This window comes from Vibrio profundum, from assembly GCF_050337555.1.
GTDB classification, from domain to species: domain Bacteria; phylum Pseudomonadota; class Gammaproteobacteria; order Enterobacterales; family Vibrionaceae; genus Vibrio; species Vibrio profundum.
This window is the reverse complement of the sequence record NZ_JAKJTA010000006.1, coordinates 46061-59786: the sequence shown is the minus strand read 5'-3', so window position 1 is coordinate 59786 and position 13726 is coordinate 46061. Positions and strand designations below refer to the sequence as shown.

Sequence of the window (13726 nt, the reverse complement as noted above, 5' to 3'; positions counted from 1 at the left end):
GGAAGTTTCCTGCTTATATGTTTGGCTATGTTTAGTTGGAGAGCCAATGCAGATGCGACTTTTCCTATCGGCGATAAGTGCGACTTGACGGCTGCTCAAACTTGGATGGGTAGCGGAAGCTCGGTGCAGCTGGATACTGATGATGCCATTACCGGATTAGCAGACAGAAAAATTGGTTTTGACCCTAGTTCTCAAGTCACTAACGTGACCAATTCGTGCCAAACAGGCGACTGTATTTTTGATGCCAGTTTAATACTGGCGACCAAACCGGATTTTTCTATTGGTGGTGTGACTTTTGACACCGTATATGCTGCTCAGTCGTTAAAGGGTGCTGACACCCTGACGCTGACTAGCGGTACTTATCGGATTACTGATTCTTTGAGTATGATAGGTAACTCACGGCTTATTATCGATGGCGAGGTCACCTTGTACGTGGATAAAATGAGTTTGTCGGGCAATGCACAAGTGATTGTGAATTCGAGTGACCCGAATGATTTTGTTTTAATTTCTCGCGATGGCGCGGTCAATAGCTCTGAAGTGGATTTTGGTGGGAGTGTTAACAGCGCCATTACAGGGCACCTGTTTATCGAAGGTAGTCTAACCATGTCACAAAACATTGAAATTACAGGGACCGTGACAACCAAGGATCTAACGATTGACAGCAACGCAAGCATTGTCGCTGATCTGCCTAGTGGCTGCGGCGGTGGAGGCAGCTACACCTTAGCTATCACACCGACCGACGGCGCTAGCTTATCTTGTGAAGCCCAGTCGATCACTTTGCAAGTGCAAGATGGCAGTGGTAACGATACCGGCGATTATACTGGGAATATTCATGCGTCTGTCCCGACGGGTTCGTTAAGTGTTACCACAGGTAGCTATATATCCGGTGATAGTTTTCAAGCAGACTCCAATGGCACCTTGATATTGGATCTTGATGGAGGCGGAGTCGGTGATATCACCCTGACCAGCTATCTCGAAGATGATATGGCCAACACCACAGTGACTGGCGATTATAGCTTTGTCCCTTATCGCTACCAGATAACGACCAACCCGACCGATGTGATTGCAGGTAAATCGGCTCAAGTGACTGTGCAACCGTTAGAGTGCGCGGTGGTTGGTGGCTCGGAATCTGTGGTGGTCTCAAGTGATTACGTTGGCAGTTTTACTTTAAATACCACCACCACGAGTTATATTCAGCCGTCGAGCCCAACCAACAGCGCGGCGGTATACGTAAAAGATGATGCTGACAGCAGCTATGTGCAAGCCTCGAATGATGTAACACTTAACTTTGCCCTCAACGGTTCATCGGAAGTGGAGGCGCAAATGGACGTGCTGTATTCCGAAGCAGGCAGCGTGTCGTACACATTGAGCAATACAGAATGTGTCACTTTGGATGACAGTTCAACGCAATGTAAAACCTATTCCGCCACCCATCAAATTGAAGCTCGCCCATGGACATTTGCTATTTGCAGCAGTGATACGATAGATGGCACGGCCAGCAGTGGCACTGGCTATAAAACGGCGGGCAGCCCCTTTGATGTAATGGTCAAACCCATCATATGGCAAACGGGTGGCAGTGAAACGGCAGCGGTGGATACCAGCACATATTGCTCAGCCACTGTGACGCAAAACTTCTTCGATTCGGATGCGCCTGCCGCGACCGTGTCTTTAACGCATACCATTGATACTCCATCGGGCGGCAACGCAGGTAATTTGTCGGGTACTGTATCAATGGCAAACACCAATAAAGCCTCTGGCGGGGATTACTTTGATTTTACAGGCTTAAGCTGGGACGAAGTGGGCAGTATTCGCTTGCAGGCAGATACCGCATCGAATTATCTGGGCATGGATGTGAATCAAGGGTATCGAAATATCGGCCGTTTCTATCCGGCGTATTTTCGTGTGCAGTCGAACACTTGGACTTACCCAAATTCACAAGTCTTTATTTATATGGGGCAGCCGTTTTCAGCCGCCACTTTCTTGGTCGAGGCGCTCAATATAAGTGAAGCTGCGGTGCAAAACTATGTGAGCTTTGATAGCAGTTTGCAGGCCGGATTTGATTTGATTGAAAACAGTGGCTCATACGCGGCCCGTTTTGTCGCGCCAACGTTTTCGGCAGGCAGTTGGGCACTGAGCAGCGGCAGTTCCATTGGCACTTTTACGAACACTCAAATTAACGATTGTACCGATAGCATTTGTTGGAGTAAGGCCACGGATTTTCAAGCGGATGGGCCGTTTAATTCTGTCGAAAACATCGCGACTTCGAACATCAGTTTAGATAGTCAAATTGCGAATGTCGATCCTGTCGCTTATACCACGAGTGGCGATGTGCTAACCACTCAGCCAGATATTCGCTTCGGTCGAATCTTATTAGACGATGTCGGCGGAGTACAAGGCGATACGATAACGGTGCCGATGCAAGTGCAATATTGGAATGGCAGCGATTTTATTCCCAATTCTGACGATGATAGCACCACGTTTGATGCAACTAATTTCTGTCGGCAGGAAGTTTGGTCGGATTTAACCGATAATGCCAGCTTATCTGGTTCAGGCACGGTGAGTGTCGGAGAGTCCCGAGTCATCAATGCTTCTCAAGCCACATCAGTGCGTGAGCAAGTGAAATTTTGGCTGACATTAGATAGTGGAGGTATGTCATCAAGTTGCGAGGGAAGCGACAGTGATTTACCTTGGCTGAGGTACAACTGGGATGGCGCTGACGGTGATGAGGAAGATCCATCCAGTGTGGTGACTTTTGGCATTCATCGCGGCAGCGACAAAGTCATATTTCGGGGCGAAACAGGCCTCACAGGGCAATGATTTGTGTAAATTAATTGCCATAAGTAAGGATACTGTTAGAAATTGCATGTTTCAGTCAATCTTTGTGTGACTTTACCTTGCTGTGATGGCGTGGCGTTGGTACATTTAGAACAATTTTTTATCTTCTAATTTCTAGCGGGACGAACGAAGAATATGTTTAAAAAACTTCGTGGCATGTTTTCAAATGACCTATCGATCGATTTAGGTACAGCCAATACACTGATATACGTACGAGGACAGGGCATTGTCTTAGATGAGCCTTCGGTAGTAGCGATTCGCCAAGACAGCCGTCGAGGTGGCGCGAAAAGTGTAGCGGCGGTCGGTCACGCTGCAAAACAAATGTTAGGGCGTACGCCGGGTAACATTTCTGCCATCCGTCCGATGAAAGATGGCGTGATTGCCGACTTTTACGTTACCGAGAAAATGCTGCAGCACTTTATTAAACAAGTGCACGACAACAGCGTTTTGAAACCTAGCCCACGAGTTCTTGTTTGTGTGCCGTGTGGTTCAACTCAAGTTGAACGCCGTGCGATTCGTGAGTCTGCATTGGGCGCTGGTGCGCGTGATGTCTACCTGATTGATGAGCCAATGGCCGCCGCGATTGGTGCTGGCCTACGCGTATCTGAACCAACTGGTTCTATGGTCGTCGATATTGGTGGTGGTACAACAGAAGTGGCTGTTATCTCGCTAAATGGTGTGGTGTACTCTTCTTCTGTACGTATTGGTGGTGACCGATTCGATGAAGCGATTATCAACTATGTTCGTCGTAACTACGGCAGCTTAATTGGTGAGGCAACCGCTGAAAAAATCAAACACGAAATTGGCTCGGCTTACCCTGGCGATGACGTGCAAGAGATTGAAGTTCGTGGTCGTAACCTTGCTGAAGGTGTTCCGCGTAGCTTTAGCCTGAATTCCAACGAAATCCTAGAAGCTCTGCAAGAGCCACTAACGGGTATCGTATCCGCTGTGATGGTTGCTTTAGAGCAATGTCCGCCAGAATTGGCGTCAGATATCTCTGAAAACGGCATGGTCTTAACCGGTGGCGGTGCGCTTCTCAAAGACATCGATCGCTTGCTGACCGAAGAAACAGGTATCCCAGTGGTAGTCGCAGATGAACCATTGACGTGTGTCGCACTAGGCGGCGGAAAAGCACTTGAAATGATTGATATGCACGGCGGCGATTTGTTTAGCGAAGAGTAATCTCGACCTTGTCAACAATGTGGGTCAGTTAGACACCGTTTATACCGCAACATAGGATCTCAATGGGATGAAGCCGATTTTTGGCAGAGGACCTTCACTGCAATTGCGCTTATTTTTAGCGATCGCTATATCAGCCAGTCTTATGCTGGCTGATAGTCGTTTAGGCGCTTTCACAAATGTTCGTTACTTTTTAAATAGCTTGGTCGCGCCAATTCAATACGCGGCCGACTTACCTCGTACCATGTTCGATGGTTTTTACGAGCGATTCAATTCACGCCAACACTTGATTGACACCAACCATGCTCTGAAAAATGACGTGTTGAGGCTGAAAAGCAACCTGACATTGCTTGACCAATATCGTGAAGAAAACAAGCGGCTGCGTAAGCTGTTGGGTTCTCCGTACGTTCGTGATGAGCGTAAGATGATTGCGGAAGTGATGGCCGTGGATACCACACCATATCGCCACCAAATCATGATCGATAAAGGCGCTGACGAAGGCGTTTATGTTGGGCAACCTGTCATCAATGATCAGGGTATTGTGGGCCAAGTGATTTATGTCTCGGCGCAAAATAGCCGCGTGCTGCTGCTCACCGATGGCAACAGCGCAGTTCCTGTTCAAGTCATACGTAACGATATTCGCGTGATTGCGTCTGGGACGGGGCAAGTCGATCAAATTAAATTGGAGCATATTCCAACCAGTACTGATATCCGTCAAGGAGATGTATTGGTAACGAGTGGCCTAGGCGGCGTTTACCCTGAAGGTTATCCAGTGGCAAAGGTTATCTCGGTCAATAGAGATACCAAACGAGAGTTTGCTGATATCAGCGCTCGTCCTGTGGTGGATTTTGAGCGTTTAAGATATTTGTTATTGGTATGGCCGAACGCAGATCGGCAAGGCAAAGTGCTGCATGCCGATCCCGCACAGAAGCAAGAGGTGACACCGCATGGCCAATAATGTACTTCAAGGTCGATTGGTCATCTGGAGCTCATTTCTCATTGCTTTGATCCTGCAAACTATTCCTTGGCCGGGCGTGTTTGAAATGCTCCGGCCATCTTGGTTGCTGCTGGTGACGTGTTATTGGGTACTGGCGATGCCACATCGAGTCAATGTCGGGACGGCGCTTATCGTCGGGCTATTGTGGGACTTGTTGCTTGGCTCTACGCTGGGCATTCGCGGCATGATGCTTTCCGTGGTGATTTATCTCGTGGCGATGAACTTTTTAGTCCTGCGTAACATGGCGCTTTGGCAGCAGGCCGTTGTGATTGCTCTGCTATCGATGTTATTGGATATATTGATCTTTTGTGGCGAGTATATGATCAGAGACGTCACTTTTGATCCATTATTACTCTGGAGTGCATTGATCAACTGCATTCTTTGGCCGTGGTTATTTTTACTCATGCGCCGGGTACGCCGTCATTGGCATATCAAATAGCGGAGACCAATCATGGCAAACAAACAGATAAATAAACAGATTGTATTAGCATCAGCGTCACCGAGGCGAAAGCAGCTGCTCGCTCAGCTGGGTTATGAGTTTGCGGTGAGCGCAGCCAACATCGAAGAAAGGCGTCAGCCAAACGAATTGCCGGAACACTATGTGAATCGATTGGCCATTGAGAAAGCGCAAGCTTGCTTAACAAGTTTCCCAGATGCTGTCGTCATCGGCGCCGATACCATAGTGGTGATTGATGGGGAGGTGTTGGAGAAACCGCGCGATCTGGCTCATTCACAGCAGATGCTGCAACGCTTATCAGGCCAGTGTCATCAGGTGCTAACCTCAGTTGCTGTGATCAGTGAACACGAACAACAAAGTACAGTGATCACGACTAAGGTTTGGTTCAAACCTTTATCTTCGGCAGACATTGAACATTATTGGCAAACTGGTGAACCAAGCGATAAAGCTGGAAGTTACGCGATTCAAGGGCTCGGCGGTAAGTTTGTTACTCGTATGGAAGGTAGCTACCACGCCGTTGTCGGCCTGCCGTTGTATGAAACTGATCAGCTCTTGCACGAATTCTTATAAATTATAATAAAGAGGTGCGCCCATGAGTGCTGAGTTGTTATTAAATGTCACCCCAAGTGAAACCCGAGTCGCGATGATCGAAGCGGGTAGCCTACAAGAAATTCATATTGAACGTGAAGCGCGCCGCGGTATTGTCGGCAATATCTACAAAGGTAAAGTGAGCCGAGTGCTACCCGGTATGCAGGCAGCTTTTATTGATATCGGTTTAGAGAAAGCGGCGTTTTTACACGCTTCTGATATTGTGCCGCACACTGAATGCGTGTCTGAAAAAGAAAAAAGACAGTTTCAAGTCCGTGATATCGCTGAATTGGTCCGTCCTGGACAAGACATCGTTGTGCAAGTCGTTAAAGATCCTCTTGGCACTAAAGGTGCGCGTCTAACCACAGATATAACTCTGCCGTCTCGCTATTTGGTATTTATGCCTGGCGCGAGCCATGTTGGCGTTTCGCAACGTATTGAAAGTGAAAAAGAGCGCGATAGGTTGAAAGCGGTAGTAACCCATTATTGCGATGAGCATGGTGGATTTATCATTCGCACGGCGGCAGAAGGCGCCGATGAAAAAGAGCTGTCTCAAGATGCGGCGTTTTTGAAGCGTTTGTGGTCAAAAATTGTTGAGCGTAAAAGCAAATACAAAACCCGCACTACCTTATATGGTGAGCTTGGTCTTGCTCAGCGAATTTTGCGAGATTTTGTTGGTACCGAACTCACCAAAATATTGGTCGATTCGCGCTTAGAATACGACAACCTGCAAGAGTTCACTTCTGAATATGTGCCTGAATTGACCGAAAAGTTAGAGTTATATGAAGGTGATAAGCCCATCTTTGATATGTTCGAGACTGAGAATGAAATTCAGCGTTCGTTGGAACGTAAGGTGACGCTTAAATCTGGTGGTTATCTGATCATCGATCAAACGGAAGCGATGACGACCGTTGATATCAATACGGGAGCTTTCGTTGGGCGACGTAACCTAGAAGAAACCATTTTTAATATCAATGTTGAAGCCACTCAAGCAATCGCTCGCCAGTTACGTTTACGTAATTTAGGTGGCATTATTATCATCGACTTTATTGATATGTTGTCTGATGAACACCGTAAGCGAGTGCTTACCTCGCTTGAACAAGCGTTGAGTAAAGATCGTGTTAAAACCAATATCAATGGCTTTACCCAGCTTGGTTTAGTGGAAATGACTCGCAAGCGAACTCGAGAAAGTATTGAACATGTTTTATGTTCAAGTTGTCCTACTTGTGAAGGGCGCGGGAGTGTCAGAACGGTTGAAACGGTTTGTTTTGAAATATTACGCGAAATTACCCGTGTTAACCGAGCATACGATGCCGACAAGTTTGTTGTTTATGCAGCGCCAGCGGTGGAAGAGGCACTCAGCGGAGATGAATCTCACGCGCTTGCCGAGCTTGAAGTGTTTATCGGTAAGCAAGTTAAAGTACAAGCTGAACCCTTATACATCCAAGAGCAATTTGATGTAGTCATGATGTAGTGAGTGGAGAGTGAAGAAGATTTCTCGGCATTGTGTCCGTTCGTTATTATGTTTGTGTGTCACAGTTTTAGCCTTGTCCGCTATCGCGATCAGCGCGATGCGAGTGCTGCTGCCCAAGATCAATCACTTTGAACCTGAAATCGTCGCTTGGGTAAACCAAGCGACTGGCGTTCAAGTTCAGTTCCAGCAGATTGGCGGCTATTGGGATAACCTACACCCGTACATCTCGCTAACCGGAGTGGATGTCACTCTCCCTGAACCCAAACCCGTACATTTTCACGCCAGTAATATCGACGTACAGTTGGACGTTTTTAAATCGCTGATCAATTGGCGGCCGATTGTCTCTGATCTGCGCATCAACAAACTCGCTTTAGATATCCGTTCGATAGATTTAAGTCAGTTTACGGCGTCATCTAAGGGTTCATCCGCGGCTAAGCAAGATCCTTTTACTCAACAGTTTGACCAATTATTGCTGCGCCAGATCAACGGTTTTAGTGTCAATCATGCCACGATTAACTATCAATCTTTAGCGGGCGCGAACCGAACTCTAAACGTGGATACCTTAAGGTGGCGAAATCAAGGCCACCGACATCGCTTTCAAGGTATGGTCAGTTTAGCTGACGTTAAATTAAATTCGTTGCACGTGAATGCAGACTTTATTGATCATGGTTCATTGGCGAGTGTTTCTGGACAGTTTTATGTGTCCGCTAATAATGTGTCGGTTACTCCGTGGCTAAGTAAGCACTTACAATCTGAAACTGGAATTCGCAAAGGTGAGGTGAGTTTTAAGTCTTGGCTGACCTTAAAACACGGTAAACCAATCAGTGCGTTAGTGAAACTAGAACCCTCGGTGTTGGAATGGCAGCACAAGAAATCGCATCAATTGGCGATTGAGTCTGGAGTATTAAGCTTGTCTCCGCAGCAGAGTGGGTGGCAAGTTTCCAGCCATTCGCTCAAAATGAAAACGGACAATAAAGCTTGGCCAGATTTTCGGGTTGCACTGAATTGGCAGCCGAAAGACTGGTTGCTGAATATTTCAGAGATCAACATCCGCTCTGTTACGCCCCTAATCAATTTATTGGCTCCGTCGACGTCTACTCTCAGTGTGCTCAATAAGCTCAACCCTGCTGGAAGCCTAAAAGACGTGCGGCTGTCCATGGCGGGGGATTTGCCGTCGCTGAGATATTCGGCTGAGTTGAAAAATGGCAGTATCGCGCAATGGTATCTACTCCCGACAGCGCAGCATTTGGATGCCACAATTCGTGGTAGTGCCAGCAAAGCATTTATTTCCGCGCAACTGACGAATGAAACTTTGCCCTATGGTCCCGTATTTCAAGCGCCTCTAAAAATAGAGGATGGCCAGGTTAATCTGGTATGGCAAAATCAGTCTGATGGTTGGTCGCTTTGGTCGAATAATATCGATGTGGTGACACCTGATTTAAAAGTGCTAGGCGAGTTCCGCCTTGATGTGCCTGAAACGAAAAGCCCTCTGTTGTCTTTTTATTCAGAAGCAAGTTTAGCGCATGCTGACCAGACTTGGCGTTATTTGCCAAGGCTTGCTATGGGTAAAGAGCTATCCGATTACTTAGCGTCTGCAATTCAAGGTGGCCAAGTATCGAATGCGAAAATACTGTGGTATGGGAGGCTGGCCGATTTCCCGTATTCTAATCATTCGGGCATCTTCCAAGCATCCGTGCCGCTGCAACAGGGCAAATTCCAGTTTGAACCGTCATGGCCTGCGATTACCGATTTGCAGATGGACATGCTGTTTCAAAATGATGCAATGTATATGAATTCCCGTCATGCCACGTTAAATGGTATGACCGCCAGCTTGCTCCGCGGAAAAGTGGCACATTTGTCAGCAGAAGGTCGCCTTCAAATCCATGCTCGAGCTCAAGGTTCTGGCCCTAAGGTGCGTGCCTATATGAACGCCACACCATTGTCAGATTCGGTGGGCGCTGCGCTAAATAGCTTACAAGTGCAAGGAAAGGTAAGCGCAGATTTTCATCTTGATATTCCGCTCAACGGGCAACAGCCTCACGTATGGGGCGTCGCCAAACTGCGTAACAATAAAGTGCAGGTTCAGGCTCCACCAATGGATTTATCTTCGGTTTCTGGCGATATTGCCTTTAATGACGATAAAGTGAGCAGTAAAAAAATTACGGCGACTTGGCTGACTCAGCCTGTCAGCCTTTCTTTCGCGGGACGTAACCAAAAATCGGTTTACAAGGTCGGCATTAATGTCGAAGGCGATTGGCAAGCTAAACCCTTGCTCCCTTATGTTGGCCGGCGTTGGATTGACCCACTCTCTGGTCGCGCGCCGTGGCATGCTAAGGTTGATTTGCAGCTCAAACAGTCGGGCTTTAATTTTCAAGCGGAAGGCTCAGCCGATCTTAAACAGGTGACCAGTGACTACCCATATCCATTAGATAAAGCCGCTGGGATAGATGAGCAAGCTAAGGTGCAAGTCTCTGGTAACCAGCGCACCATAAGCGCTCGCCTTGCTATGCAGAAGCTGAAGTATCAAACTGAAATTGACCTAACCAAATCGATTCCAGTGCTGCAATCCAATTATCTATTAGTCGGTAAAGGTAACTTTAAGCCGAGCCCTGTTAGTGGCAATGTGTTAGATGTTCGCAGTGATCGGTTGGATCTTGATTCTTGGTTAACCTTGTTGTTCTCTAAAGATAAGACGGCAAGTAAAGCGGCGAGCCCAAGTAATACTATTGCGATTCCCACGCCCGAGCGTATCTCTCTCGATGTTAAGGATCTTCAATTAGCCACGTTGGATTGGCACGATGTGTCGCTTAACGCCAAACGTAAAAGCTTAGCTTGGTATATGAAGGTTCATAGCCTAGAAGCGGAAGGAGAAGCTCACTATCTTGACCCATATGACTTGAGTGTATCGTTGCAGCGGCTACAGGTTTACGTGCCGGGGCTGGATAAACAACTGGGCGGGAAAAATTTATTTGCCGCAGCGGGTAAGCAAGGTAAAACCTTGATCTCAGAGTTTGATCGTTCATTCCATGACTATGTTCCCAATATTACTCTATTAATCAAAGATTTTTGGTTTCAAGGCTACCGCGTCGGTAAGGCCAAGCTAGATTTACAGCGTGAGGGTGACAAGTTGGCTTGGAAGGATTTGTCATTAGATAGTGGCAGCAGTCAGTTTGACTCATCGGGTTATTGGTCTTTGTCTAAGCACTACAGCCACACTCACATGAAATTTGTTCTAAAAGGTGACAACAACACCGATTTAATGCAGCGGTTTGGTATTACATCTGGAATCCAAAAAGCGCCGTTTAATGCCAGCGCAACGTTAGATTGGAAAGGAGCCCCTTGGTCGATGCAGATCGATAGTCTAAATGGCTCTCTGGACAGTAAATTTGGTAAAGGGGTGATATCTAACGTGAGCGGCGCTGCGCGCTTGTTGGGTTTGTTTAGCCTCGACTCCATTATTCGCAAGATGCAGTTAGACTTCACAGGGGTGTTTGATAAGGGGATGGCATTTAATTCCATCACTGGGAGCGGGAAAATACGCGATGGTGTATTCGTAACCAATGATCTCAAAATGGACGCTATCGCCGGTGAAATGAAAATCAAAGGTCTAGCGAATTTAAATACTCAGCTAGTTGACGCGGAAGTCAATTTTGTCCCTGATATTACCTCTGGCATCCCTGTATTAACTGCATTTGCGGTTACGCCACTGACTGCCTTGTATGTCTTTGCAGTGACAACGGTGCTCTCTCCTGTGGTTGAAGTCTTTACCCAAGTTAACTATGAAGTGAAAGGCCCATTAGACCACCCTATCGTAACTGAAATCTCGCGGACCAAAGGCGAATATCAGTTACCAGAAAAGCTGAGCAGTGAGCTGTAATAAGGAGCCATTTATGAGTCGTATCGCTGTTGTGCAGATGACGTCAAGCCGCAAGGTTGCGGACAATCTCAACTATTTGACGATGCAAGTCGAAATATTAGCTCAGCAGGGGGTGAAGCTCATCTTGACCCCTGAAAATGTCCTGATTTTTGGTCAGCAAGCCGACTACTATCAGCACGCTGAAAGGTTGCATGATGGCCCAATCCAGAAGCAACTGGCAGAGCTCGCTCGGCGACATCAAGTGTGGTTAGTGATTGGTAGCTTTCCAATCCAGCGTGAGGCACGGGTTACCACAACTATGCTGGTGTTTGATTCTAGCGGCCAGTTGATTGAAGATTACGACAAACTGCATATGTTTGATGTTGATGTTGCGGATTCACATCATCGCTATCGAGAATCTGATATATTTTCTTCAGGGTCTCAGGTTAAGGTCTCTCAATCTTGTATTGGCGCATTAGGTCTGACTATTTGTTATGACCTACGCTTTTCCGCACTGTACAATGAATTAGCCAACCAAGGAGCACAAATTCTACTGGTGCCTGCCGCATTTACGGCGGTGACTGGCCAAGCGCATTGGGAAGTTTTATTGCGTGCGCGTGCCATTGAAACGCAATGTTGGGTGGTGGCCGCGAATCAAACCGGTACCCATGAAGGGGGGCGGAAAACTTGGGGTCACTCAATGGTTATCAACCCTTGGGGAGAAGTGGTGGCTCAGCTGCGGCAGGAAAGCGAAAATTTGGTTGCTGAAATCGACTTAGGTCTGATTGAGCAAGTAAGATCTAAGATGCCGATCAAAGAGCACGCTCGATTCGGTAGCCATTTTATTGAAAGATAAGAGTGAGATATGATTATAAATAGCATTGAAGATGCATTACTCAAACCAGCTGGTTTGACAGAACAAGATATTACCAACACGCTGGAAAGCATCGCTACACGTCAAATTGATTACGCAGATATCTACTTTCAATCGAGCTGGCACGAATCCTTAGTCTTAGAAGATAGCATTATTAAAGACGGCTCGTTTAATATCGATCGCGGTGTTGGCGTGCGTGCGGTCGCTGGCGAAAAAACGGGTTTTGCCTATTCAGATCAAATCCAACTTGATGGTTTGCAGCAAAGCGCCTTTGCGGCTCGTGGTATTGCCAAACAGGGCCAAAGTGCGCAAGTACAAGCTTTTCAACGTCAGCAAGCGCCTGACTATTATCAAGCAGTGAACCCATTGGCTTGCTGGGAAAAGCAGAAAAAAACAGAACTTCTGAGTGAATTGGACGCGTACATTCGTACCAAAGAGCCATTGGTTCAAGAAGTCTCCGTGAGTTTAAGTGGTGTACATGAACAAATGTTGGTTGCGGCCACCGATGGGACCTACGCTGGCGACATTCGCCCGCTAGTACGCTTGTCCATTAGTGTGTTAGTGCAACGTGGCGATCGCAGAGAAAGAGGCAGTGCTGGCGGTGGTGGCCGTTTTAACTACGACTATTTCCTGACTAGCGAACAAGGAACGCAAATCGCGTATCAATATGCCGATGAAGCGATTCGCCAAGCTCTTGTGAATCTTGAAGCGATTGCGGCGCCAGCTGGCGCTATGCCAGTGATCCTGGGTTCTGGTTGGCCTGGTGTGCTGCTGCACGAGGCAGTAGGACACGGCTTAGAAAGCGACTTCAACCGCAAAGAATCCTCGGTATTCAGTGGTAAGATTGGCCAGCAAGTCACTTCTGATTTGTGTACGATTGTCGATGACGGTACCTTACCTGACTTACGTGGTTCTTTGAATGTTGATGATGAAGGTGTCAACGGACAATATAATGTCTTGATTGAAAAAGGCACCTTGAAAGGCTATATGCAAGACAAGCTGAACGCTCGTCTCATGGGAGAAGCGCCGACGGGTAATGGTCGTCGTGAGTCTTATGCGCATTTGCCAATGCCGAGAATGACCAATACTTACATGCTGCCGGGTGAGCATTCACCAGAGGAAATTATTTCGACAGTGAAGAAAGGTTTGTATGCACCTAACTTTGGTGGCGGCCAAGTCGACATCACTTCAGGTAAATTCGTTTTCTCAACCTCAGAAGCCTACCTTATTGAAGACGGCAAGGTAACTCGCCCTGTTAAAGGTGCGACTTTAATTGGCTCTGGTATTGAAGCCATGCAGCAAGTCTCGATGGTCGGTAATGACCTGAGCTTAGATCGTGGTGTTGGTGTGTGTGGTAAAGCCGGGCAGAGTATTCCGGTAGGCGTTGGTCAGCCGACGCTCAAACTCGATTCACTGACCGTCGGTGGTACCGACTAACGGCATTGTGGTCGTCAGGTTTTAGGTGG

General features: G+C 47.3%; 9 protein-coding genes. All 9 read left to right on the top strand.

What is annotated here, in order from left to right; genetic code table 11:
• Positions 1-27 precede the first annotated feature (27 nt).
• Complete coding sequence (locus L4C34_RS06240; protein WP_428788485.1) at positions 28-2817, top strand: DUF6701 domain-containing protein; 2790 nt, start codon at positions 28-30, stop codon at positions 2815-2817.
• A 153-nt stretch (positions 2818-2970) separates the two neighbouring features.
• Positions 2971-4017: a rod shape-determining protein gene (locus L4C34_RS06235; RefSeq protein WP_428788484.1), complete on the top strand. Its 1047-nt coding sequence runs from the start codon at positions 2971-2973 to the stop codon at positions 4015-4017.
• 67 nt (positions 4018-4084) lie between these two features.
• On the top strand, positions 4085-4972 hold the full coding sequence (gene mreC / locus L4C34_RS06230) for a rod shape-determining protein MreC (protein WP_428788483.1): 888 nt from the start codon (positions 4085-4087) through the stop codon (positions 4970-4972).
• Positions 4962-5450 (top strand): rod shape-determining protein MreD, encoded by a 489-nt coding sequence (gene mreD, locus L4C34_RS06225; protein WP_428788482.1) that lies wholly within the window; start codon positions 4962-4964, stop codon positions 5448-5450. The genes mreC and mreD overlap by 11 nt, the downstream gene beginning before the upstream one ends.
• 12 nt (positions 5451-5462) lie before the next feature.
• Positions 5463-6038 carry a Maf family protein gene (locus tag L4C34_RS06220; protein ID WP_428788481.1) on the top strand — a complete coding sequence of 192 codons (576 nt, stop codon included), beginning with the start codon at positions 5463-5465 and terminating at the stop codon, positions 6036-6038.
• Positions 6039-6060: 22 nt separating this feature from the next.
• Complete coding sequence (gene rng, locus L4C34_RS06215) at positions 6061-7530, top strand: ribonuclease G (RefSeq protein ID WP_428788480.1); 1470 nt, start codon at positions 6061-6063, stop codon at positions 7528-7530.
• A gap of 10 nt (positions 7531-7540) precedes the next feature.
• Positions 7541-11407 carry a YhdP family protein gene (locus L4C34_RS06210; protein WP_428788479.1) on the top strand — a complete coding sequence of 1289 codons (3867 nt, stop codon included), beginning with the start codon at positions 7541-7543 and terminating at the stop codon, positions 11405-11407.
• 13 nt (positions 11408-11420) lie between these two features.
• Positions 11421-12242, top strand: a complete 822-nt coding sequence (locus tag L4C34_RS06205; protein ID WP_428788478.1) for a carbon-nitrogen hydrolase family protein — start codon at positions 11421-11423, stop codon at positions 12240-12242.
• A 9-nt stretch (positions 12243-12251) separates the two neighbouring features.
• The gene (tldD, locus tag L4C34_RS06200; RefSeq protein WP_428788477.1) at positions 12252-13697 is read left to right on the top strand and encodes a metalloprotease TldD; all 1446 of its coding nucleotides are present in this window, start codon (positions 12252-12254) and stop codon (positions 13695-13697) included.
• The last annotated feature ends 29 nt before the right edge of the window (positions 13698-13726 follow it).